This window comes from Roseicyclus marinus, from assembly GCF_036322625.1.
Taxonomy (GTDB): Bacteria; Pseudomonadota; Alphaproteobacteria; order Rhodobacterales; family Rhodobacteraceae; genus Roseicyclus; species Roseicyclus marinus_A.
Genome location: NZ_AP027266.1, coordinates 3,467,002 through 3,487,919, shown reverse-complemented (window position 1 = coordinate 3,487,919; position 20,918 = coordinate 3,467,002). Strand labels below are relative to the sequence as shown.

Annotated in this window: 24 protein-coding genes; 8 read left to right on the top strand and 16 right to left on the bottom strand. The window is 65.7% G+C overall.

Annotation, left to right across the window (positions count from 1 at the left end; genetic code table 11):
- Positions 1-49: 49 nt before the first annotated feature.
- From AABA51_RS16815 to ilvD, 4 genes are read right to left on the bottom strand one after another with little or no spacing between them, the layout of a single operon-like run.
- Positions 50-424, bottom strand: a complete 375-nt coding sequence (locus AABA51_RS16815) for a hypothetical protein (RefSeq protein ID WP_338273250.1) — start codon at positions 422-424, stop codon at positions 50-52.
- Positions 425-438: 14 nt separating this feature from the next.
- Entirely contained in the window at positions 439-1,212 is a 774-nt protein-coding gene (locus tag AABA51_RS16810; RefSeq protein ID WP_338273249.1) for a DUF6478 family protein, read from the bottom strand.
- 30 nt (positions 1,213-1,242) lie between these two features.
- On the bottom strand, positions 1,243-2,052 hold the full coding sequence (locus tag AABA51_RS16805) for a hypothetical protein (RefSeq protein WP_338273248.1): 810 nt from the start codon (positions 2,050-2,052) through the stop codon (positions 1,243-1,245).
- Positions 2,033-3,766 (bottom strand): dihydroxy-acid dehydratase, encoded by a 1,734-nt coding sequence (ilvD, locus tag AABA51_RS16800; RefSeq protein ID WP_338273247.1) that lies wholly within the window; start codon positions 3,764-3,766, stop codon positions 2,033-2,035. The genes AABA51_RS16805 and ilvD overlap by 20 nt, the downstream gene beginning before the upstream one ends.
- 147 nt (positions 3,767-3,913) lie before the next feature.
- Here ilvD and AABA51_RS16795 point away from each other — a divergent pair, with 147 nt between their 5' ends.
- The 4 genes from AABA51_RS16795 to AABA51_RS16780 all read left to right on the top strand — a co-directional run bounded on the left by AABA51_RS16795 (position 3,914) and on the right by AABA51_RS16780 (position 7,718).
- On the top strand, positions 3,914-4,810 hold the full coding sequence (locus AABA51_RS16795; RefSeq protein WP_338273246.1) for a CPBP family intramembrane glutamic endopeptidase: 897 nt from the start codon (positions 3,914-3,916) through the stop codon (positions 4,808-4,810).
- A gap of 142 nt (positions 4,811-4,952) precedes the next feature.
- Positions 4,953-5,870, top strand: coding sequence for an acetyl-CoA carboxylase, carboxyltransferase subunit beta (gene accD / locus AABA51_RS16790; protein WP_338273245.1), 918 nt, complete (start codon positions 4,953-4,955; stop codon positions 5,868-5,870).
- Positions 5,867-7,141 carry a bifunctional folylpolyglutamate synthase/dihydrofolate synthase gene (locus AABA51_RS16785; protein ID WP_425328823.1) on the top strand — a complete coding sequence of 425 codons (1,275 nt, stop codon included), beginning with the start codon at positions 5,867-5,869 and terminating at the stop codon, positions 7,139-7,141. The genes accD and AABA51_RS16785 overlap by 4 nt, the downstream gene beginning before the upstream one ends.
- A gap of 55 nt (positions 7,142-7,196) precedes the next feature.
- Positions 7,197-7,718 carry a hypothetical protein gene (locus tag AABA51_RS16780; protein WP_338273244.1) on the top strand — a complete coding sequence of 174 codons (522 nt, stop codon included), beginning with the start codon at positions 7,197-7,199 and terminating at the stop codon, positions 7,716-7,718.
- A gap of 4 nt (positions 7,719-7,722) precedes the next feature.
- Here AABA51_RS16780 and AABA51_RS16775 read toward each other — a convergent pair whose 3' ends face one another.
- Positions 7,723-8,322 carry a HupE/UreJ family protein gene (locus AABA51_RS16775; protein WP_338273243.1) on the bottom strand — a complete coding sequence of 200 codons (600 nt, stop codon included), beginning with the start codon at positions 8,320-8,322 and terminating at the stop codon, positions 7,723-7,725.
- Between the two features lie 253 nt (positions 8,323-8,575).
- Between AABA51_RS16775 and AABA51_RS16770 the strand changes: the two genes are divergently transcribed.
- On the top strand, positions 8,576-9,433 hold the full coding sequence (locus AABA51_RS16770; protein ID WP_338273242.1) for a DUF4394 domain-containing protein: 858 nt from the start codon (positions 8,576-8,578) through the stop codon (positions 9,431-9,433).
- A gap of 36 nt (positions 9,434-9,469) precedes the next feature.
- Here the strand turns inward: AABA51_RS16770 and zapE are convergent, their stop codons facing one another.
- The gene (gene zapE / locus AABA51_RS16765; RefSeq protein WP_338273241.1) at positions 9,470-10,570 is read right to left on the bottom strand and encodes a cell division protein ZapE; all 1,101 of its coding nucleotides are present in this window, start codon (positions 10,568-10,570) and stop codon (positions 9,470-9,472) included.
- 125 nt (positions 10,571-10,695) lie between these two features.
- Between zapE and AABA51_RS16760 the strand changes: the two genes are divergently transcribed.
- Positions 10,696-11,946, top strand: a complete 1,251-nt coding sequence (locus AABA51_RS16760) for an MFS transporter (protein WP_338273240.1) — start codon at positions 10,696-10,698, stop codon at positions 11,944-11,946.
- 72 nt (positions 11,947-12,018) lie between these two features.
- Here the strand turns inward: AABA51_RS16760 and AABA51_RS16755 are convergent, their stop codons facing one another.
- The 4 genes from AABA51_RS16755 to AABA51_RS16740 form a co-directional block, all read right to left on the bottom strand.
- Positions 12,019-12,930 carry an ornithine cyclodeaminase family protein gene (locus AABA51_RS16755; RefSeq protein WP_338273239.1) on the bottom strand — a complete coding sequence of 304 codons (912 nt, stop codon included), beginning with the start codon at positions 12,928-12,930 and terminating at the stop codon, positions 12,019-12,021.
- The gene (locus AABA51_RS16750; RefSeq protein ID WP_338273238.1) at positions 12,927-13,550 is read right to left on the bottom strand and encodes an HAD family hydrolase; all 624 of its coding nucleotides are present in this window, start codon (positions 13,548-13,550) and stop codon (positions 12,927-12,929) included. The genes AABA51_RS16755 and AABA51_RS16750 overlap by 4 nt, the downstream gene beginning before the upstream one ends.
- Entirely contained in the window at positions 13,547-14,386 is an 840-nt protein-coding gene (gene fghA / locus AABA51_RS16745) for an S-formylglutathione hydrolase (RefSeq protein ID WP_338273237.1), read from the bottom strand. Before fghA ends, AABA51_RS16750 begins: the two co-directional genes overlap by 4 nt.
- Before the next feature lie 62 nt (positions 14,387-14,448).
- Entirely contained in the window at positions 14,449-15,399 is a 951-nt protein-coding gene (locus AABA51_RS16740) for an AEC family transporter (RefSeq protein WP_338273236.1), read from the bottom strand.
- Between the two features lie 101 nt (positions 15,400-15,500).
- On the opposite strand from AABA51_RS16740, the gene AABA51_RS16735 reads away from it, so the two are divergent.
- On the top strand, positions 15,501-16,118 hold the full coding sequence (locus AABA51_RS16735; protein WP_338276661.1) for a TetR/AcrR family transcriptional regulator: 618 nt from the start codon (positions 15,501-15,503) through the stop codon (positions 16,116-16,118).
- Between the two features lie 98 nt (positions 16,119-16,216).
- On the opposite strand, the gene AABA51_RS16730 is transcribed toward AABA51_RS16735, so the two are convergent.
- From AABA51_RS16730 to AABA51_RS16705, 6 genes are all read right to left on the bottom strand, one after another.
- On the bottom strand, positions 16,217-16,933 hold the full coding sequence (locus tag AABA51_RS16730) for an NYN domain-containing protein (protein ID WP_277825396.1): 717 nt from the start codon (positions 16,931-16,933) through the stop codon (positions 16,217-16,219).
- Positions 16,923-17,345, bottom strand: a complete 423-nt coding sequence (locus AABA51_RS16725) for a hypothetical protein (RefSeq protein WP_338273235.1) — start codon at positions 17,343-17,345, stop codon at positions 16,923-16,925. The genes AABA51_RS16730 and AABA51_RS16725 overlap by 11 nt, the downstream gene beginning before the upstream one ends.
- A gap of 13 nt (positions 17,346-17,358) precedes the next feature.
- The gene (locus AABA51_RS16720) at positions 17,359-17,853 is read right to left on the bottom strand and encodes a GNAT family N-acetyltransferase (RefSeq protein WP_338273234.1); all 495 of its coding nucleotides are present in this window, start codon (positions 17,851-17,853) and stop codon (positions 17,359-17,361) included.
- A 10-nt stretch (positions 17,854-17,863) separates the two neighbouring features.
- The gene (locus AABA51_RS16715; RefSeq protein ID WP_338273233.1) at positions 17,864-18,280 is read right to left on the bottom strand and encodes a hypothetical protein; all 417 of its coding nucleotides are present in this window, start codon (positions 18,278-18,280) and stop codon (positions 17,864-17,866) included.
- A gap of 25 nt (positions 18,281-18,305) precedes the next feature.
- Positions 18,306-19,436 (bottom strand): S-(hydroxymethyl)glutathione dehydrogenase/class III alcohol dehydrogenase, encoded by a 1,131-nt coding sequence (locus AABA51_RS16710; RefSeq protein WP_338273232.1) that lies wholly within the window; start codon positions 19,434-19,436, stop codon positions 18,306-18,308.
- Between the two features lie 353 nt (positions 19,437-19,789).
- The gene (locus AABA51_RS16705) at positions 19,790-20,110 is read right to left on the bottom strand and encodes a hypothetical protein (RefSeq protein WP_338273231.1); all 321 of its coding nucleotides are present in this window, start codon (positions 20,108-20,110) and stop codon (positions 19,790-19,792) included.
- 270 nt (positions 20,111-20,380) lie between these two features.
- Here AABA51_RS16705 and rimP point away from each other — a divergent pair, with 270 nt between their 5' ends.
- Positions 20,381-20,914, top strand: a complete 534-nt coding sequence (gene rimP / locus AABA51_RS16700; protein WP_338276660.1) for a ribosome maturation factor RimP — start codon at positions 20,381-20,383, stop codon at positions 20,912-20,914.
- Positions 20,915-20,918: the final 4 nt, after the last annotated feature.

Sequence of the window (20,918 nt, the reverse complement as noted above, 5' to 3'; positions counted from 1 at the left end):
GGGATGCGGCGCGCATGTCACGCGGAACGCGGCGTCAGGGGGGTCCGGATCAGCGCCCTGCGGTATCGGCGCAATGGCGGCGGAAGGCGTGTTTGAGCATTTCGAGCTCGTCGCGCAGGAGCGCGAGTTCGGCGCGGATATCCTCGTCCAGCGCATCGCCGGACAAGAGCGTGATCCGGTCCAGAACCTGCCCCGATCCGGTGGCGCGCAGGGTGATGACCTGCACCCCCGCGCCCAGAACGGTGGCGGGCAGGTCGAGCATTACTCGATGGCGGTTCGGCACACCCTCTTCGGCGGAAAGTTCGGCCACGGCGATGATCTTGCCCTGGTGCACCGCTTCGAGGCCGGGGGGGCCGGCCGCGTCGAGAAGCGCCTCGTAACGGCCCCCCTGGAAACGGACGCGGGTCAGCAAGATGTCGGACATGGCTTTACCCGGTCTCAGATATCGGCGCGCGGGGCGCGGACCACGACCATGTCGAGGATCGCGATGCGGTTCATTTCCGGGCTTTCGAGGATCAGGTCGAGCCAGGCCTTTTCGATGCGCTTTTCATTGATCTTGGTATAGGCGAGATCGAATTCGGCGCGGCCCCTGTCCTCGTGGAAGGTGAGCTGGCGGACGATCTGTTCCTGGTTGGGGCCATGCTGGACGTTGAGCCGGGCATAGACCTCGATCGGGTGTTCGCGGGTCATGCGCAGGTCGACGGACAGGACATGGTGCCGGGTCAGGCCCTGGATGGCGCTTTCGGGCAGGTCCTGCACCAGCGAGATGAAGGAGCCGTCGAAGCGGTAGACCTCGAAGACGAGGGCGAAGAGCGGGCCGCGCAGGTCCGGCGGCGCCGGGTCCTGCCGCAAGAGGAGATCGGGGTTGGCCGCATCGTGGAACAGGGTCATCCCGCTGCCGACGGGATGGGGCGAGGCGGGGCGCAATTGCCCGCGCGGCGCGAGTTTCTGCCGCCAGGGGGCGGCGCGGGCGGCCCAGTCACATTGTTCGGGGCGGTCGATCCCTTCGTCGGCATTGCCGCGCAGCTGCAATTCGATCTGCGCGCGGGAGGCCAGCGTGTCGATGCGGTCGCGTGTCGTGACCATGTCGGCATGAAGCGTGGCGAGATCACGCGCCGGCAAGAGACCGGGCATCTGGAGGGCGCGCGCCCAGCGGGCCAGCGTTCGCGACATGCCGAAGCGATCCAGGAATCCGAAGCCTTCGTTGCCCATCACACACCATACTCGATACTGAACCAGACCTTATCCCAGAATGCGCCGAATCAGCCCGACGTTAAAGAGGCGTCTGCCCTCGGGCGGAACATCGGTGCCGGGGAGAGACGCCGGGGCGGCGGGAACGGGGGGGATCGCCTGCGGATCGCTGCCAAGGGCGGGCGGGATATTCGCCTGTCGGACGGCCGCCACGAAGCCGCGCAGGGTTTCGAGGCTTTCCTCGCGGGAGAGCGCGCGATCCTCGAGCGCGATGACCGAAAGCGTGGCCAGCCGGTTGCCGATGTCGAGATAGGCGCGCCAGTAATCGGGCTGCACGCCGTCGATGGCGCCTGCGCTGGTGTCGGTCGCATGCAGAAGGAAGACCTCGCCCTCGATCTGGGTTTCGAGGATGGTGACGCTTGCGGGATCGCCTGCGCGGCTGATCAGGCGCAAACCGTCCTCGGAGCGGAAGAAGGCATCCAGATCGGCCATGCTGTCGGCAAGCCGCCCCCCGCCAGAGGGTGCGGCGACAGCGGCGGTCAGGACGGCGGGGGTGGCGGGTTGCACCACCCGGCGGGAATTGGCGATGGCGGCGCAATTGCCCAGAAGGACGAAGCCCGTGTCCTCGCTGTTGCGGGTGGCGGTCGGGTCGACGCAATAGCCCTCGGGACCGGTGACGACGACCAGGTCCTGGGTCACCGCGACCTGGGTCGGGGCATTGGCCCCGGGATCGAGAAGAAAGCCGCCGCCGCAGCCCGCAAGGAGGGCCATTGCGACAAGACAGGCCGCCGCGCGGGCGGCCTGTCGGGGCCGGTCGGGGACCGGCCTGGGTTCGGTGCGATCAGAGATCGGCGTAGACATGTTTCTCGTGGGTGCCACCCGGATGGGTGACAGCGCCCTTGACCGCAGGGCCGACGAGCTGGGCGTATTTCCACAGCGCGCCGGTGGCGTAGATCGTTTCGCGCGGGCCGGCCCATGCCTTGCGGCGGGCGTCCAGCTCGTCATCGGACAGCGCCACGGACAATTCGCCGGTGATCGCGTTGATGGTGATCATGTCGCCGTCTTTCAGCAGGCCGATGGGACCGCCCACCGCCGCCTCGGGGCCGACATGGCCGACGCAGAAGCCGCGCGTCGCGCCCGAGAACCGGCCATCGGTGATCAGCGCCACCTTCTTGCCCATGCCCTGACCCGAGAGCGCGCTGGTGGTGGCCAGCATCTCGCGCATGCCGGGGCCGCCGCGCGGACCCTCGTTGCGGATGACGATGACCTCACCCTCCTTGTAGGCGCGGCTCTTGACGGCTTCGAAGGCGTCTTCCTCGCATTCGAAGACGCGGGCGGGGCCGGTGAAGACCTGCTGCTCGGCGGACATGCCCGCGACCTTCACGATGGCCCCGTCGGGCGCGAGATTGCCCTTGAGGCCCACGACACCGCCCGTGGGCGTGATCGGCGTGGCCGCGGGGTGGATGACCTTGCCATCGGCTTCGCGCTCGATCAGGTCGAGTTCCTCGCCCATGGTGCGGCCCGTGACGGTCATGCAATCCTCGTGGATCAGGCCGATCTTGCGCAGCTCCTTCATCACGACGGGCACGCCGCCCACCTCGTAGAGGTCCTTGGCCACGTATTGGCCGCCGGGCTTCATGTCGACGAAATAGGGCGTGTCCTTGAAGATCTCGCAGACATCGAAGAGGTCGAAATCGATCCCGGCCTCATGGGCGATGGCGGGCAGGTGCAGGCCCGCATTGGTCGAGCCGCCGGTGCAGGCCACGACGCGGGCCGCGTTTTCCAGCGATTTGCGGGTGACGATGTCGCGCGGGCGGAGGCCCGTGGCGAGCAGTTTCATCACCGCCTCGCCCGAGGCGATGCCGTATTGGTCGCGGGATTCGTAGGGTGCGGGCGCGCCCGAGGAATTGGGCAACGCAAGGCCGATCGCCTCGGAGACGCAGGCCATGGTGTTGGCGGTGAACTGGCCGCCGCAAGCGCCCGCGCTGGGGCAGGCGACGCGTTCGATGATCGCCAGCGCCTCGTCCGAGAGATTGCCCGCCTGATGCTGGCCCACGGCTTCGAACACGTCCTGAACGGTGATGTCCTTGCCATCGAGCCGACCCGGCAGGATCGAGCCGCCATAGATGAAGACGGAGGGCACGTTGAGCCGCACCATCGCCATCATCATGCCCGGCAGCGACTTGTCGCAGCCGGCCAGACCGACAAGCGCGTCATAGCAATGGCCGCGCATGGTCAGTTCCACGGTATCCGTGATCGCATCGCGCGAGGCGAGCGAGGAGCGCATCCCCTCGTGCCCCATGGCGATGCCGTCGGTCACGGTGATCGTGGTGAATTCGCGCGGCGTGCCGCCGGCCTTTTTCACGCCGACCTTGACCGATTGCGCCTGACGGCTGAGCGCGATGTTGCAGGGCGCGGCCTCGTTCCAGCAGGTGGCGACGCCGACGAAAGGCTGGTGGATTTCCTCGTCATTCAGCCCCATGGCATAGAAATAGGACCGGTGCGGGGCGCGCGCGGGCCCCTCGGTCACATGGCGGCTGGGAAGTTTGGATTTGTCTAGCTTGCCCGACGACATGGCTTGGGCTCTCCCTTTGGTATCTGCGTGAAGGCTGGCACGTTGCCCCCGGAATAGACGCGGGGGGCGGGCCAGACAAGCGCGATTGCCGCCGCTGCCTTGGCCATCTAAAGTGCGCCGCAGCAAAAGCCGCAAAAGGCAGGATCGATGCAGTACGCCGCCCATGCGGATTTCGTGGCCCCCGCACGCAGACATCCCGCGCTCTGGCGGCTTGGTGCCGGGCTGGTGCTGGTCACGGTCGTCTATGTCCTGGGTGTCGCGGTCATTTTCGGTCTTTTGGTCGCGGTGGCCGGGTTCGAGGGCGCGACGCGGTGGATGGGCCGGATGGCCGCCGCCGAAACCCCGACCGCGACGCTTCTGGTGCTGTCGACCTTTGTCGGCATGGGTCTTGGGCCGATGCTGGCCGCGCGGCTGTTGCATCGGCGCAGTCTGGCCTCGCTGTTCGGGCCATGGGCGCGGCTGTTGCGCCATTTCGTCATCGCCGCCCTGATCTGCGCGCTGCTGAACGGGCTGACCGCGCTGATCCCCACGGGTCTGGTGCCGGTCGAAAACCTGCAACCGGGGCTTTGGGCGGCGTTCCTGCCCTTGGCGCTGGTGAGCATCCTCGTGCAGACCGGGGCCGAGGAAATCCTGTTCCGGGGCTATCTTCAGACGCAGCTGGCGGCGCGCTTCGCCTCGCCCGTGATGTGGATGGTGCTGCCGTCGGCGCTGTTCGCGCTCTTGCACTATCAACCGGGGATCATGGGCGAGAACGCGTGGATCGTGGTTGGCGCAGTGTTCGTTTTCGCGCTCTGTGCCGCCGATCTGACGGCGCGCACGGGAACGATCGGCGCGGCCTGGGGCTTTCATTTCGCCAACAATGCCGTGGCGATCCTGTTCCTGGCGCTGGAGGGTCCGTTGTCGGGACTGGCGCTTTACACCCTGCCGATGGACAGCGTGCCCGCCGCCGAGCTGCGCCCGATGCTGGTCACGGGCATTGGGGTGACGCTGGCGATCTGGCTTGCCATCCGCTTTGCCACCCGCCCCCGTTTCTCCGTTTCGTAAATATCCCGGGGGAGGCACCCGGAACGGGTGACGGGGGCAGAGCCCCCTTGTCGGCAGGACAGCGCAAAGCCCGCGATCCGATTGCAACCCTGCCCCGTCTCCCTTATCTGACCCCCTGTCACGGAATGGCGCGGAGCCCCGCATGAACTGGATCACCAATTACGTCCGGCCCCGGATCAACTCGATCTTCTCGCGCCGCGAGATGCCCGAGAACCTGTGGACGAAATGCGACGAATGCGGAACCATGCTGTTCCATCGCGAATTGTCCGAGGCGCTGAACGTCTGCACCGGCTGCGGCCATCACATGGCGATCACGCCGCGCGCCCGGTTCCAGGCGCTGTTCGACGGCGGCATCTTTGCCGAGGTCGCGGTGCCCAAGCCCATCGACGACCCGCTGAAATTCCGCGACCAGAAGAAATATCCCGAACGGCTGCGCAGCGCGCAGAAATCCACCGGCGAGGCCGAGGCGATGCTGGTCGCCGAGGGCAAGATCGGGCGCACCCCCATCGTGGCGGCGGCGCAGGATTTCAGCTTCATGGGCGGGTCCATGGGCATGTATGTGGGCAATGCGATCATCGCGGCCTGCGAACGGGCCGTGGCGCTGAAACGCCCGCTGGTCCTGTTTTCCGCCGCGGGCGGCGCGCGGATGCAGGAGGGCATCCTGTCGCTGATGCAGATGCCGCGCACCACCGTGGCGGTGCAGATGCTGAAGGAAGCGGGCCTGCCCTATATCGTGGTCCTGACGCATCCCACGACCGGGGGCGTGACGGCATCCTATGCGATGCTGGGCGATATCCAGATCGCCGAACCCAATGCGCTGATCTGTTTCGCGGGGCCGCGCGTGATCGAACAGACGATCCGCGAAAAGCTGCCCGAAGGGTTCCAGCGCGCGGAATACCTGCTCGACCACGGGATGCTGGACCGTGTGACGCCGCGCGCGCAGTTGCGCGACGAGCTGATCACGATCACACGGATGCTGATGGGGCTGCCGCCCGCCGTGGCCGGTGACCTGCCCGCGCCCGACAGCGCGGACGCGGCACAGGTTGCGGTCAAGCCGTGAGCGCGACGGATTCGGGCATCCTCCTTGACCGGATGATGTCGCTGCACCCCAAGGTCATCGACCTGACGCTGGACCGGATGCATCGCCTCCTTGCGGCGCTGGATCATCCCGAGCGGCGGGTGCCGCCCGTGATCCATGTGGCGGGCACCAACGGCAAGGGATCGACCCAGGCCATGATCCGCGCGGGGCTGGAGGGGGCGGGGCTTACCTGTCACGCCTATACCTCGCCGCATCTGGCGCGGTTCCACGAGCGGATCCGGGTGGCCGGCGCGCTGATCGAAGAGGCGCGGCTGGTCGAGACGCTGGAGCGGTGTCTGGCGGCCAATGGGCAGGATCCGATCACGTTTTTCGAGATCACGACGGCGGCGGGCTTTGTCGCCTTTGCCGAAACACCCGCCGATTACACGCTGCTGGAGGTGGGCCTGGGGGGACGGCTGGATGCGACCAATGTCATCGACCAGCCCGCGCTGTGCGTGATCACGCCGGTCGACATGGACCATCAGCAATACCTGGGCGAGACGCTGGCGCAGATCGCAGGGGAAAAGGCCGGGATCATCAAGCGCGGCGTTCCCGTGATCGTCGGCCGGCAACAGGATGCCGCGCTCGAGGTGATCGAGGCGCAGGCGACGCGGCTGGGCGCGCCCGTCATCGCGCATGGCCAGCATTGGCATGTGCGCGAGGAAGCGGGGCGGCTGGTGTTCGAGGATGAAGCGGGGCTTCTGGACCTGCCCAAGCCCGCGCTGTTGGGCGCGCATCAGGTCGAGAATGCAGGCATGGCGCTGGCCGCGCTGCGCGCGCTTGGCATGGGAGAAGCCGCCTGCGAGGCCGCCATGACCGATGTGACATGGCCCGCGCGGATGCAACGGTTGCGCCACGGCCCCCTGGTCGCGGCGGCGCCGGGGGTCGAGCTGTGGCTTGACGGCGGGCACAATCCGCATGCGGCCGATGCGATCGCGGCCCTGTTGGCGGGATTGCCCGAACGGCCCACCCATCTGATCTGCGGGATGCTGAACACCAAGGATGTGACGGGCTACATGAGGCCGCTGGGCAAGGTGGCGCAAAGCCTTCATGCCGTGTCGATCCCCGGTCAGGCCGCGACCCTGCAAGCGACCGAGACCGCCGCCGCCGCGCGCCGCGCCGGGTTGGAGGCCCATGAGGCCGAGAGCGTCGCCGCAGCCCTTGCCACCATCACGGCCGAGGACCCGCAGGCGCGGGTGCTGATCTGTGGGTCATTGTACCTGGCGGGCGAGATCCTGAAGGACAACGGCTAGACATCCGTAAGGATCGGGGCTTGACGGAAGGGGTGCCCGGCTCGACCTTTGGGGCATGTTGAACAAGCTTGTCGCCCTGTCCGCCATCGCCCTTGTCGCCGCCCAGCCCGCTGCCGCGAGCGCCCGGTTCCAGTTCTGCTGGATCGGGGCGAATGGTTACACGATGGAGGGCCAGATCGAATTTCCCGAGGCGCTTCTGAACACCGGGATCATCAACGAGACGCAGGTGACGGGCTTTCGCATCCAGGGGTTTCGCGACGGTCTCCCCATCGGCTTCTGGTCGCTCGAGATGCTGACGCCCGAGACCTCGTGGGAGCTGCATTTCGACACGCGCAGCCTGATGTTTCCGACCGGGGGCAGCCGCAGCCAGCAGACCTACCAGGAATGGAACGCCAATGGCGAGGTCAACGATTGCGGCGCGGAGGGTGGTTTCGGCTTCAACGGCGGGAATTGGGCGCAGGATGTCTGCATCGACAACACCTGGATCGAGGCGAGTTCGATCGATCCCTTCACGCCCTTGCAAGCCTATGGGATGGACGTGCGGCTGAATTGCGACCCGTCCATCCCGGTCAGTTGAGGCCTCAGGCAGCCCCGAGAAGGAAAGCCGCGCCGGTCAGGGCGATGAGCCCACCCGCAGCGCGCATCGCCATCCGCCCCGCGCCCGAGCGCGCGGCAAGGCCCAGACCCAGCCCCGCGAGATGCAGGAGCATCGTGCCAAGGACGAAGCCCGCGCCATAGGCAAGCGGGCCATAGCCCCCCGGCATCTCGGTCCCGTGGGCATGGCCGTGGAACAGGGCGAACACCCCGACGAGCGCCACGGAGACAGACAGCGGCGCACGCAGGCCGAAGGCGACGAGCAATCCAAGCACCACGCCCGAGGCGGCGATCCCGGCCTCGACCCCCGGCAGGGCGATCCCCGCCATCCCGGCAAGCGCGCCCAGCGCCATCACGAGCGGAAAGGCGAGAGGCAGCGCGTACAGCGCGCGACCACCGAGCGAGGCCGCCCAAAGACCCACGGCCAGCATCGCGACAAGGTGATCCCACCCCAGCATCGGATGGAGGAAACCACCCATGAGGCCGGAATGACCGGCATGGCCGGTATGGGCCATCGCCTGCCCGGCAAGCGTGGCAAGGGGAAGGGCGAGGATCAGGGCGGATTTGAGGGAAACGGGTCGCGGCATCGGGCTCTCCAGCGTTCAGGTGGGTCGAGGCTACGCCGGGGGCCTACCCGGTCAAGACAGGCGCGGCGTGGGGGCTGGTGCAGCATCGGACAGGCGCATGGAAATTCATCGCAGCGCCGCATTTTTCCGCACCTTGGAAACCGAATTCTTTCGCGGGGCTGAAACCTCGGGCCGGTTTGCGCCGTGGTTGGGGTATCGCGGGGCGCGCAGAGGCCGTCCCGTTCCGATCCAGATGACCTGAAAGGATGACGTGATGACCCGACGCACACTCACCACCGCCGGATTGCTGACCGCGCTGGCCCTGCCCGCCCATGCCGATGGGCATATGAGCCTGATGGGCCATGCGTTGGCCAATGAGGGGGCCACGCTCTTGGTGATGGAAGACCTGTCGATGCCGGGCGAGGTGATGGCCCATGACCTTGCCATGCCGGTCGATGCCATCGCCTATCGTCCCGTGACCGGCGAGCTGTTGGGTTACACCAACGGCGCGGTCTACAGGATCGACCCGATGTCGGGCGCGATGACCGATCTGGGGGCGACCGTGATGGAGGGTGCCATGGTCGCGGAGGGCGCGATGGTAGGCTTCGATTTGAACAACGCCATCGACGCGGTGCGCGTGGTGTCCTCGGCGGGCGACAACCTTGTCTATTTCCCCGAAGGTTTCGGCGACAATGACGCCCGCGCCGGATCGCTGCGGCGGTTCACCGATCTGGCCTATGGGATGGGCGATGCCAATGCGGGCGCTGCGCCCATGATCTTTGCCAATGCCTATACCAATGCCATCGCCGGCATGACGGCATCGGGCACGCTGCAATATGCGCTGGATGCGGCAACCGATGCGCTGGTGACGCTGGCCAACAATGACGGGACGCTGATGACGGTCGCACCCGTCACGGTGGAGGGCATGGCCGCCGATCTGTCCGGCATGGGCGGGTTCGACATCGTGTCGCCCGAGGAAGGCACCGACATGGCCTATGCCGTGCTGCAGATGGAAGGCGGGGCCAATGCCGGGCTTTATGCCATCGACCTGTCCACCGGCGCGGCCAGGATGCTGGCCGATCTGGGCATGGGCGGCATCACGGGCTTTGCCGTATCCATGTCGGCGATGTGATGACGGCACGGGCCGGTTCCCGATGGGATCGGCCCATCAGCCCAGCGCGTCGCGCCCCGTGCCCCATTCGGCCCCCTGCATCTCGCGCAGGCGGCTTGCGGTGCGTTCGAATTCGAAACTGCCCGCGCCTTCGAGATAGAGGCGTTCGGGCACATCCTCGGCGGTGCAGATGAGCCGCACATGCCCCTCGTAGAGCGCGTCGATCAGCGTGACGAAGCGTTTTGCCTCGTTGAACTTGGTCGCGTCGAGCCGCGGGATGCCTTCCAGCACCAGCAGTTTCACCGCGCCGACAAGGGCAAGGTAATCGGCGGGGCCAAGCGGCTGGCCGCACAGATCCCAGAAGGATGCCCGCGCCATCCCCGCCCAGTAGCGTGGCAGACGCACCTCGCGGCCCTTGACCTCGAGGCACAGCTCCTCCTCCCGGCCGCCGGTCAGATCGCGCCAGATCTCGTTGATCCGCTCGGTCGCAGGCGCACCAAGGGGCGAGAAATAGACCGGTGCGCCGGACAGCCGATCCTGCCGGTAATCGGTCATCGCCTCGAGCTGGTCGACCTCAAGCCGATCCTCCAGAAGTGCGATGAAGGGCAGGAACAGCTGCCGGTTCAGACCATCCTTGTAGAGATCCCTGGGGTGACGGTTCGACGTGGTGACGATCACGACACCGGCGGCGAACAATTTCTCGAACAAGCGGCCCACGATCATCGCGTCCGCGATATCGGTGATCTGCATCTCGTCGAAACAGAGAAGCTTCAGGTTCTTGGCGATCCCCTCGGCCACGGGTTTGATCGCATCATCCACCCCGGTCTTGCGCGCCTCGTGGAGGGCGGCCTGCACCTCCTGCATGAAGGCGTGGAAATGGACGCGGCGCTTTTGCACGGTGGGGGCATGCTGAAAGAACAGGTCCATCAGCATGGATTTGCCGCGCCCGACCCCACCCCAGAGATACAGACCCTGCTTGCCCTCGGGCATTTCGACCTTGCGGAAGCGCGCGAAAAGACCCGTTTTCGGCTTTGGCAGGGTTTCAAGCCGGGCGCGCAGATCCTCCAGCCGCAACAGGGCGGCGCGCTGCGCGGGATCGGGGCGCAACAGGCCCTCGGCCACGCGGGTGTCGTAGATCGCTTGCAGATGCTGTCCCATGGCGCGTTGCCTACAGCCATTTCCGCGCGGGGTTAAGCACCTGTTGTCAGGATCATCACCCATCCTGAATTGACGCCGCCCGCCCCCCGTGCATCTTGCAGCACGCGACAGGGGAGCCGTGCCAGATGACCCGCCAGGACAGCCTTTTCACGCCGGTGCTGATCGGCGGATGCCTGATCATCATGATCGGCTTTGCCATCCGCGCCAGTTTCGGCGTGTTCCAGATCCCCATCGCCGAGGAATTCGGCTGGTTGCGCGCGGAATTCAGCCTCGCCATCGCGATCCAGAACCTGGCCTGGGGCATCGGGCAGCCGATCTTCGGTGCCATCGCGGAACGGTTCGGGGACAGGCGCGCCATCGTGCTGGGCGTCTTGATGTATGCGGCCGGGCTGGTGTTCTCGGCCTATGCGATCACGCCCGGACAGCACCAACTGCTCGAGATCCTCGTGGGCTTCGGCATCGCGGGCACGGGGTTCGGCGTGATCCTCGCCATCGTGGGGCGGGCGGCATCCGACAAGAACCGCTCGGTCGCGCTGGGCATCGCCACCGCCGCCGGATCGGCGGGACAGGTCATCGGCGCGCCCCTGGCCGAGGGGTTGTTGAGCGTCTTCCCGTGGCAAACGGTCTTCCTGATCTTCGCGGGCATGATCCTCTGCGCGCTTTTCGCCCTGCCGCTTCTGCGCGCACCCGCCCGCGCCACCAAGGCCGAGATCGAGGAGACGATGGGCCAGATCGTGGGCAAGGCCGTGCGCGACCCGTCCTTTGCCCTCATCTTCATCGGTTTCTTCTCCTGCGGCTACCAACTGGGCTTCATCACGGCGCATTTCCCCGCCTTCGTGACAGAGTTGTGCGGGCCCATCGACCCCGGATCGATGCTGGCGGGCATCGGGATCACCACCACCTCGGCGCTGGGGGCCTTTGCCATCGCGCTGATCGGGCTGGCCAATATCGCGGGCACGATCATGGCCGGATGGCTCGGCAACCGCTTTCCCAAGCGCTACCTGCTTGCTGCGATCTACGTGGGCCGGACGCTGGCGGCGGGGCTCTTCATCCTCTTCCCGATCACGCCCGAGACGGTCATCGCCTTTTCGCTCGTGATGGGGTCGCTCTGGCTTGCCACCGTGCCGCTGACCTCGGGGTTGGTCGGCTATATCTACGGGCTCAGATACATGGGCACGCTCTATGGCCTCGTCTTTTTCTCGCACCAGCTGGGCAGCTTCCTTGGCGTCTGGCTGGGGGGGGCGCTCTACGATGTCTACGGCGATTACACGGCGGTCTGGTGGATCGGGGTGGCGGTCGGCGCGCTCTCGGCCATCGTCCACCTGCCGATCCGGGAAACGCCCCTCAAGGATCGCGCCCCCGCTCTCGCGGCGTGATCCCCTTCATCTTTCCGCAAATATGCTCGGGGGTGCGAGGGGGCAGACAGCCCCCTCGAAAATCCCGATCCCTCAGCCCATGCAATCGAGGATGTAGCGCGCCACCATCAGGTCCAGATGCGCGCCGCCGCCGTTCTTGAACAGCGTGATCTCGTCCCCGGATCGCCGGGCAAACGCCCCGGAGGCCAGGTCGTAGTAATCGGCCAGAACATCGCCCTCGGTGATCGCGCCACTGGCCAGCGGGATCTTCAGCTCGCCGATATGGCCGATGGTCGTGTCCCGGCTGTCGACGAAGATGCGCGCGCGCTCAAGCGCCTTGTCATCGGCCTCGCGCATGTCGGGGCGATAGGCGCCGATCAGGTCGAGATGCTGACCGGGCTGCAACCAGTCACCGGAAATCACGGGTGCTGTCGCCATGGTGGCACAGGTGATGATATCCGCGGCCCGCACCGCCGTTTCCAGGTCGCGCACCTGTTCGGTATCCGGAAAATCCGCCACCATGCGCTCGGCGCTGACGGGGGTGCGGTTCCAGATCTGGAACCGCACCCCCGGAAAAGCCGCGCCATAGGCCTGCCGCAGGGACCGGCCCACCGTGCCAGCCCCCACGATCAGGATCACGCGGCTGTCAGGCCGGGCAAGAATGCGCGCGGCACACAGGCTGTCACCCGCCGTCTTCCACTTGGTCAGGAGATGGAAATCGACGATGGCCGCCAATGTCCCGTCCAGATCGGAATAGACCGCCGCCGACCCGTTCACGGCGGGCTTTCCCACGGGGACGTTGCCCGGAAAGATCGTCGCCGTCTTGACCAGCTGGCCCAAGCCGTCGATCCACGCCGCCCGGCTCAAGAGCGTGTCCTTGCCGCGATAGAGAAAGATATCCGCGATCTCGGCCCTTGGGCGCGCATGCCCCGCTTCGATCGCATCGCAAAGCGCCAACCAGTCGAGCCGCGCCTCGGCCTCGGGTCCGATCATCTGCACGCTCATGCCACCTCCTCCGTCTCGGGCAAGAGCCCCGCCGCGACCAGCCGCGCGGCCCAGCCTTCGGGCCCGTCGAAAAGATGCGTCTGCCAGCCCCGCGCCGCTGCCGCCGCGATATTGTCGGGCCTGTCATCGGCAAAGAGCAGCGCGCCGGGCGCGACCCCGGTGTCGCGTTCAAGCCTTTCGTAGATCGCCGCATCGGGTTTCATCACGCCCAAATGCCCCGAGATGAATTCGGCATCGAATTCTTTCAGGAAATCATAGACGCCTTGCGCCGTCGCATAGGTATCGACCCCGAAATTCGACAGGGCAAAGACCGGCACACCCCGCGCCCGGAGCCTGCGCAAAAGCGCGACCGAACCGGGGATCGCAGGGCTGCACATCTCGACCCAGCCCTCGCGCCAGGCCAGGATCTCGGCCCGCCACTCGGGATGGGCATCTGCCATCGCCGCGACCTCGGCGGCAAAGGGCGCGCCCAGATCGACGCGCAGGTTCATCGCGTGCAGATCGACTGCGGCGAACAGCGCCTTGCGCCGCTCCGGCCCGATCAGACGATCATAATGGCGTTCGGGGTGCCATTCGACCAGCACATTGCCGATGTCGAAAACCACGGCTGCAGGCGTCATGTGCGGACCCCGTAAAGCGCTTCGGCGTGAAAGGTCACGTGATCCTCCATGAAGCTCGAGACGAACCAATAGCTGTGATCGTATCCCGGTTGCAGGCGCAGGGTGGCATGCTGGCGGCGCGCCGCCATCGCCTCGGCCAGGACTTCGGTCCTCAAGAGATCGCCGAATTGATCCGCCGTCCCGGTGTCGATCAGGATCGGCCCGGCAAAACCGCGCTCGCGCATCAGCACGCTTGCGTCATGCGCCTCCCACAGGGCGGTGTTGGAACCCAGATAGGCGGTGAATTGCTTCTGGCCCCAATCGCTTTCCATCGGGTTGCAGATGGGCGCAAAGGCCGAAACGCTGGCGAAGCGGTCGGGGTGATGCATGGCGATGGTCAGCGCGCCATGGCCGCCCATGGAATGACCGGTGATCGCCTGCCGCTCTTCGTCGAGCGCGAAGCGGTGAAACAGCGCCTGCGGCAATTCCTCGGTGATGTAGCTCCACATCTGGAAATGCTCGGCCCATGGGTCCTGCACCGCGTTCAGGTAGAACCCCGCCCCCTGCCCCAGGTCATAGGCCGGATCGTCGGGCACGCCCGCCCCCCGGGGCGAGGTGTCGGGGAAAACCAGCGCGATCCCCTGTTCGGCGGCCCATTGCTGCGCGCCCGCTTTCTCCATCGCATTGGCATGGGTGCAGGTCAGGCCCGAAAGATACCACAACACAGGCACCGGCCCGTCCTCCGCCTCGGCGGGCAGGAACAGGCCGAATGTCATGTCGGTGCCCGTCGCCTCGGACGCATGGCGATAGACGCCCTGCGTCCCGTCGAAACACCGGTTTTCCGAGATCGTTTCCATCGCGCCCTCCTGTTGCGGCCCGCCCAAGGCGTAGCGCGGCCCAAGGCCCGACCGCAAGCGGATCAGCCCCCCGGCACGATCCCCGCCATGCCCGAGACCCAGGCGATCACGGCGGACACCGTCAGGATGCTGAGCGCCGTCGAGATCAGGATCGAGGCCGAAACGCGCTGCGGCGCGACCCCGTAATGCTGGGCAAGGATATAGACATTGCCCGCCACCGGCAGGGAGGAGGCGGCGATCATCACCGCCGCGTCAAACGTGTCGACCGGAAAGAGCCAGAGCGCGGCAAAACCCACGGCCAGGGGATGCAGGACGAGCTTGCAGAAACTGAGCCAGCCCGCGACCTGGATGCGTTCGGCCGATTTGCCCGCCAGCGATGCACCGATGGCAAAGAGCGCGCCGGGCGTGGCCGCCGCCCCCAGGATGCCCAGGAATTCGTTGACCGGCCCCGGCACGGCCCAGCCCGTCCCCGACCAGGCCAGGCCCAGCGTCATGGAGACGATCATCGGGTTCTTGATCAGCCCCATCCCCACGGTCTTGAGAATGCCGAGCGACATCCGCCCATCCCGGCTGCCCGTGATCAGGATCACGATGATCGAGGAAAACACGATCAGGTCGAGCGACAGGACCATCAGGACAGGACCCGCCGCCGCCTCGCCCAGAAGCACGATCAGCATCGGCACGCCGAGAAAGCCGGTATTGCCGATCACGGCGCATTGCGCCTCCACCGCCGCTTCCTCGATCGAGCGTCTGCGCAGGAACGCCACGGCGGTGGCGATCGCATAGACCACGAAACAGCCCCACAGATAGGCGGCGACAAACCACCAATCGAAGATCTCCGCGAGGGACAGGTTCGCGGCAAAGCGGAACAGCATCGCCGAAAGCGCGAAATAGAACACGAATTTCGTGAGATAGGCCGCAGCCTCGGCCGTGAAAAACCCGGTCCGGCAGGCCTGGTAGCCCAGCCCGATCAAGGCAAAGAACGGCAAGGTCTTGAGAAAGATCTCGAACATGGGCCTTGGCTAATCCGCGCCTCGATCAGAGTCCATGTGCGAAGTCCTTGCCGCAACTGAACCGGATGGTTTACATTGTCACGACAAGCGGGGGGACAGGGATGAACGCCGAGGCGCAGATCAAGAAGGGGCGCAAGTTCGACCAGGTGGTCGAAGGCGCACGCAGCGTCTTTTTGCGCGAAGGCTACGAGGGTGCCAGCGTGGACGAGATCGCCCGCGATGCCGGTGTGTCCAAGGCCACGCTCTACAGCTATTTCCCCGACAAGCAGCACCTGTTCCTCGCGGTTCTGGAAATCGAATGCGCGCAACAGGCCGAAATCGAATTCCTGATGGATGCGGGCGATCTGAGCGTCGAGGAAACGCTGCATGTGATCTGCAAGGCGCTGATCACCTTCATCCTGTCCCGCTTCGGGCAGGACATGTTCCGCGTCTGCGTCGCCGAGGCGCAGCGCTTTCCCGACCTGGGGCGCACCTTCTACGACAGCGGACCCAAGAAATGGGGCCGCAAGATCGCCCAATATCTCGACAGCCCCAAGGCGCGCGCCACGCTCGCCATCGAGGATAGCGCGCTGGCCGCCGACCAGCTGGCCCAGCTTTGCCGCGCCGACCTGATGCTCAAGGTGCTCTTCGGCATCGAAAAGAACCCTCAAGAGACGGAAATCGACCGCGTCGCCGCCGAGGCGGTGAAAACCTTCCTCGCCCGTTACCGCAGGGCCTGACCCGTCAACCTTTCATCAAGGTTAACGGCCCCCCTTCATCTTGGCCGAAAAACTCCGGGGGGAGGCCGCAGGCCAGGGGCAGAGCCCCCAACAACGCCTCAATCCAGACGACGCACCAGCAACTGGTTGCCCGCGCCGCGCTTGACCTCCAGCATCTTCAGGCTCTGCACCAGGTCCGACAGCTTGCGCTTGCCATAGGTCCGGGTGTCGAAATCGGGGTTGGCGGCGGTGATGAACTGGCCGATCTGGCCCAGCGAATACCAGTCGTCATCCTGTTCGATCCCGTCCATGGCGCGAAAGATCAGGTCGCGCGCCTCGGTCAGGGGGAGTTTGTCGGGGCTCTTGCCCTCGGATTTCTCGTCCTTGGGATCGGCGGGCAGGATGTTCTCGACAAAGATGAACCGTTTGCAGGCCCGGCGGAACGCCTCGGGGGTCTTTTGCTGGCCGATGCCGTAGACCTCCAGCCCCTGTTCGCGCAGGCGCTGCGCGAGGCGGGTGAAATCGCTGTCGGAACTGACCAGGACGAAGCCGTCGAACCGGCCGGTGTGCATCAGGTCCATCGCGTCGATCACGAGCGCGATGTCGCTGGCGTTCTTGCCCACGGTATTGGCGGGCTGGTGATGCGGCACGATGCCGAATTCGGCCTGGACCGCCGACCAGCCCTTCATGTGGGTCGAGGAGAAATCCCCGTAGATGCGCCGCACGCTTGCCTCGCCAAAGCCCGCGATCTCGTCGAAAATCGCGCGGGCATGCTTGTGGCTGGTGTTGTCGGCGTCGATCAGGACCGCCAGCAGCGGTGTCTTGTCATTGGCCATCGGGAAATACCTCCGGCCCCAGCCTGTCACATCGCGTCCGGCCCTGCCAGAGCGCGCGGAGCGCCTCGCCCCGGGCGGCATTCGTGTCGGGCAGGTAGAGGGTACCGGTCTCGTTCACGGCCGCGACCGATGTCTCCAGCATGGCATGGCCGCACAGGTGGATCCCAAAGGGTCGTCCGATGGCCTGCGCTGTCGTGGCCGCGAGCGTCTCTGCCGCCTCGGGGGTCAGGCGCAGGAAGATATCGGTGATCCCGCCGCTTTCGGACAATTCGACCGCCACGATGTCCCAAGGCCGAAGGATGATCTCTTGTCCGCCAAGCGTGTAGGTCACGACGGGATCAGGGGGATCGAGCGCGCGCAGGGTGTCGGAGGCGGTCTGCCCATGGGCCAGCGCTGGCAGGGCCAGGGCCACCAGGGCAAACGCCCTAGACAAGGGACCGGAACATGACGAGCGCATCGACATAGCCTTGGGTCGGGTGGTGAAAGGCGGCGGGCAGGCGGCCCACCGTTTCGAACCCGGCGCGGGTCCAGGTGTCGATGGCGCGGGTATTGGTCGAAACGACGAAATTGTATTGCATCGCCCGGTAACCCTGCGCGCGGGCCTCATCCAGCGAGTGGGCCAGCATGGCGCGGGCCACGCCGCGCCCGCGTGCCTCGGGGGCCGTGATGTAGCCGCAATTGCAGACATGCGCGCCGCCCCCGGCCTGATTGGGGCGGATATAATAGGTGCCAAGCGCGCGGCCCCCGGCCTCGGCCAGAAAGGCGGTCTTTTCCGGCGCAAGCCAATAGGCCACCGCATCCCCGGCCGAGATGTCGGGGTCGATCGTATAGGTGTCGCCCGCGCGGAAGACCGGCAAAAGCAGGTCTTCCAGCGCCGTGGCATCATGGCTGTCCGCGCGGCGGATCGTCAGGTCGGACAATTGCTGCGCCCTATTTGGTGGCGCCGCCCAGCGTGGTGCCGCCAAGGGTGGTGCCCCCGCCGGCGACGATCTCGTCCCAGATGTCGCCCAGCCGATCGGCGATCAGTTCCCGCGCATCGCTGTCGTCATCGGTGTTGTGCAGCACCATCAGGGGCGAGACCAAGCCGGCCTCGTCCACGCAGACGAAGAGGGCGTCGACAACTTCGCCGCGCAGGTCGTAGCCGCCGACCGTCCATTCCGAGCGCCCCGTGAACCCGGGCGCACCGAACCGGCTTCGGTAGGTCTCGATCGTCGTTTCCGCATAGTTCATGCAGATGCTACGGCTGTTGACCGCGTTGAAATCGATCACCGACCAACCTTCGGCAGAGGCTGCCGAGCCGATCATCAGGGCAAGGCAGACCCCGCCGCCCCATCGCTGTGTCATCATCCCCGTATTCCTTTCGTCCCTGTCATCAATAGATCACGACCGAGCGGATCGATTTGCCCTCGTGCATCAGGTCGAAGGCGGTGTTGATCTCGTCGAGGCTCATTGTGTGGGTGATCATGCTGTCGATCTCGATCTTGCCGTCCATGTACCAGTCGACGAATTTCGGCACATCGGTGCGGCCCTTGGCACCGCCGAATGCGGTGCCTTTCCAGACGCGGCCGGTGACCAGCTGGAAGGGGCGGGTCGAGATCTCGGCCCCGGCGGGGGCCACGCCGATGATCACGGATACGCCCCAGCCGCGATGCGAGCATTCCAGCGCATCGCGCATCACCCTCACGTTGCCGGTTGCATCGAAGGAATAATCCACGCCGCCGATCTGGTCGGCGCCCCGCTTGGTCAGGTTGACGATTTCCTGCACCACGGAGCCTTCGATTTTCGACGGGTTCACGAAATGGGTCATCCCGAACTTGCGCGCCATCTCGGCCTTGCTGTCGTTCAGGTCAACGCCGATGATCATGTCGGCCCCCGCCATCCGCAGACCCTGGATCACGTTGAGCCCGATACCCCCAAGGCCGAAGACGGCGGCGGTGGACCCGATCTCGACCCCGGCGGTGTTGATCACCGCCCCGATGCCCGTGGTCACGCCGCAGCCGATGTAGCAGATCTTGTCGAAGGGCGCGTCCTCGCGGACCTTGGCCAGCGCGATCTCGGGCATCACCGTGTGATTGGCGAAGGTCGAACAGCCCATGTAATGGTAGATCGGCGTGCCATCGAGCATGGAGAACCGCGTGGTGCCGTCGGGCATCAGGCCCTGGCCTTGGGTGTTGCGGATCGCGGTGCAGAGGTTCGTCTTGCCCGAGAGGCACGACGGGCATTGCCGACATTCCGGCGTGTAAAGCGGGATGACGTGATCGCCGGGTTTGAGCGTGGTCACGCCCTCGCCCACTTCCAGCACCACGCCCGCGCCCTCATGGCCGAGGATCGCGGGAAAAAGCCCCTCGGGATCGGCGCCGGAGCGGGTGAATTCGTCGGTATGGCAGATGCCGGTGGCCTTGATCTCGACCAGAACCTCGCCGGCCTTGGGACCGTCGAGATTGACCTCCATGATTTCGAGCGGCTTTCCGGCTTCCAATGCGACGGCGGCACGGGTGCGCATGGTGTGATCCCTTCCTGATGTCGTGTTTTGCAGCGACCTTGGGACAATCCGGGGTGCAGTGCAACGGAGGAAACACGAGGGATGAGGGGGAATGCCGGAGGCCCGCGCGCAAAAAACGATTCCGGGTCAAACACTTAGTAAATAATTGAATTTCTTGACGAAAGGCAGCGAAAGAGATACCTTTGAGCTACTCGGGGGATGCGGTGAAATATCTGCTGACCGTGACACCGGACTTGTCCGGGCGTTGATTGGGGGTGCTTAGCAGGCCCCTCCCCGAGCGGCCCTCCGGTCAACTGGGGGGCCTTATTTCTTTTGCAGACTGGACGAGCTTGCGCAGAGATGCCGGCCTGAGGTCATGCGCGCTGATCAAGAACAGGCGTTCGGAGTTGCGCACGTTCTTGAGCGTCATCTTGAAATGGGTCTGGCTTGCCGGGATCACGCGTGACAGCAGTAACGATATGGAAGCGTCCGGCGCGCTTGTCGCCGTAGATCAGATCGCTGGCAAAGGCCCACGACAGATCTTCGTATTCCGACAAGGGGATATCGGGGTGCCGTGCGTATTGCTTGAGCAGGGTTTCGCGGCTCAACCACACATGCGGATGACGCGCGCCGACACGCGCGGCATGACGCCTTGGCACCCGCCCAATCAGCACTGGTCCGACGATCTCGCCCAAGAGAAGCCTGACGATATCCGGGTGAGACGCGTGCAAAGCTGAAACTCGAAAAACACCGGTGGCAATTCAAGTCTATCGGTACCGGTTCGTCAATGCGCCCAGCCCTTGCGCCGCGCCCCGATTCCCCCTATATGGCCTTCAACAGCGGCGCCCCCGGGTCCAAACCGGATGGCACCACCGGACAAGTTCGACGGGCCGCGCGGCCCGTTTTTTCGTTTCTGGAGACCCCTTTTGTCGGAGCTGATCGCCAAGACCGCCATCGACCGGCGCATGGCCGAAATCCTGACCCCCGTGATCGAGGGTATGGGGTTCGAGCTGGTGCGCATCCGGCTGATGGGCGGTCAGACCAAGACCTTGCAGATCATGGCCGAGCGCCCCGGCGGCGGGATCGAGGTGGATGAATGCGCCGAGATCTCCACCGCCGTCAGCGCGGTGCTGGATGTCGAGGACCCGCTCGAGGATGCCTATACGCTGGAAGTGTCGAGCCCCGGCATCGACCGCCCGCTGACCCGGCTCAAGGATTTCGAGACCTTCGAAGGCTACGAGGCCCGGATCGAGACGACCGAGATGATCGACGGGCGCCGCCGCTTCAAGGGCGTGCTGGCGGGCGTCGAGGGCGAAGAGGTTCTGTTGAACATCGAGGAAGGGACCGTGGGTCTGCATTTCGACTGGCTGTCGGATGCGAAACTGGTCCTGACCGACGAGTTGATCAAGGAGATGCTGCGGCAGAGGAAGGCCGCGGGCATCATCGACGAAACCCAGTTTGACGATATCGAGGAAGAATCCTCGGACGCTGAGGAGTAACGCA

Coding starts and splice junctions, on each gene's coding strand:
- AABA51_RS16760 (WP_338273240.1), top strand. CDS start 10,696: ATGACCCGCCAGGACAGCCTTTTCACGCCGGTGCTGATCGGCGGATGC.
- AABA51_RS16715 (WP_338273233.1), bottom strand. CDS start 18,280: ATGATGACACAGCGATGGGGCGGCGGGGTCTGCCTTGCCCTGATGATC.
- AABA51_RS16740 (WP_338273236.1), bottom strand. CDS start 15,399: ATGTTCGAGATCTTTCTCAAGACCTTGCCGTTCTTTGCCTTGATCGGG.
- AABA51_RS16770 (WP_338273242.1), top strand. CDS start 8,576: ATGACCCGACGCACACTCACCACCGCCGGATTGCTGACCGCGCTGGCC.
- AABA51_RS16815 (WP_338273250.1), bottom strand. CDS start 424: ATGTCCGACATCTTGCTGACCCGCGTCCGTTTCCAGGGGGGCCGTTAC.
- AABA51_RS16810 (WP_338273249.1), bottom strand. CDS start 1,212: ATGGGCAACGAAGGCTTCGGATTCCTGGATCGCTTCGGCATGTCGCGA.
- AABA51_RS16805 (WP_338273248.1), bottom strand. CDS start 2,052: ATGTCTACGCCGATCTCTGATCGCACCGAACCCAGGCCGGTCCCCGAC.
- AABA51_RS16755 (WP_338273239.1), bottom strand. CDS start 12,930: ATGAGCGTGCAGATGATCGGACCCGAGGCCGAGGCGCGGCTCGACTGG.
- AABA51_RS16735 (WP_338276661.1), top strand. CDS start 15,501: ATGAACGCCGAGGCGCAGATCAAGAAGGGGCGCAAGTTCGACCAGGTG.
- AABA51_RS16795 (WP_338273246.1), top strand. CDS start 3,914: ATGCAGTACGCCGCCCATGCGGATTTCGTGGCCCCCGCACGCAGACAT.
- accD (WP_338273245.1), top strand. CDS start 4,953: ATGAACTGGATCACCAATTACGTCCGGCCCCGGATCAACTCGATCTTC.
- rimP (WP_338276660.1), top strand. CDS start 20,381: ATGGCCGAAATCCTGACCCCCGTGATCGAGGGTATGGGGTTCGAGCTG.
- ilvD (WP_338273247.1), bottom strand. CDS start 3,766: ATGTCGTCGGGCAAGCTAGACAAATCCAAACTTCCCAGCCGCCATGTG.
- AABA51_RS16730 (WP_277825396.1), bottom strand. CDS start 16,933: ATGGCCAATGACAAGACACCGCTGCTGGCGGTCCTGATCGACGCCGAC.
- AABA51_RS16750 (WP_338273238.1), bottom strand. CDS start 13,550: ATGACGCCTGCAGCCGTGGTTTTCGACATCGGCAATGTGCTGGTCGAA.
- zapE (WP_338273241.1), bottom strand. CDS start 10,570: ATGGGACAGCATCTGCAAGCGATCTACGACACCCGCGTGGCCGAGGGC.
- AABA51_RS16780 (WP_338273244.1), top strand. CDS start 7,197: ATGTTGAACAAGCTTGTCGCCCTGTCCGCCATCGCCCTTGTCGCCGCC.
- AABA51_RS16710 (WP_338273232.1), bottom strand. CDS start 19,436: ATGCGCACCCGTGCCGCCGTCGCATTGGAAGCCGGAAAGCCGCTCGAA.
- fghA (WP_338273237.1), bottom strand. CDS start 14,386: ATGGAAACGATCTCGGAAAACCGGTGTTTCGACGGGACGCAGGGCGTC.
- AABA51_RS16775 (WP_338273243.1), bottom strand. CDS start 8,322: ATGCCGCGACCCGTTTCCCTCAAATCCGCCCTGATCCTCGCCCTTCCC.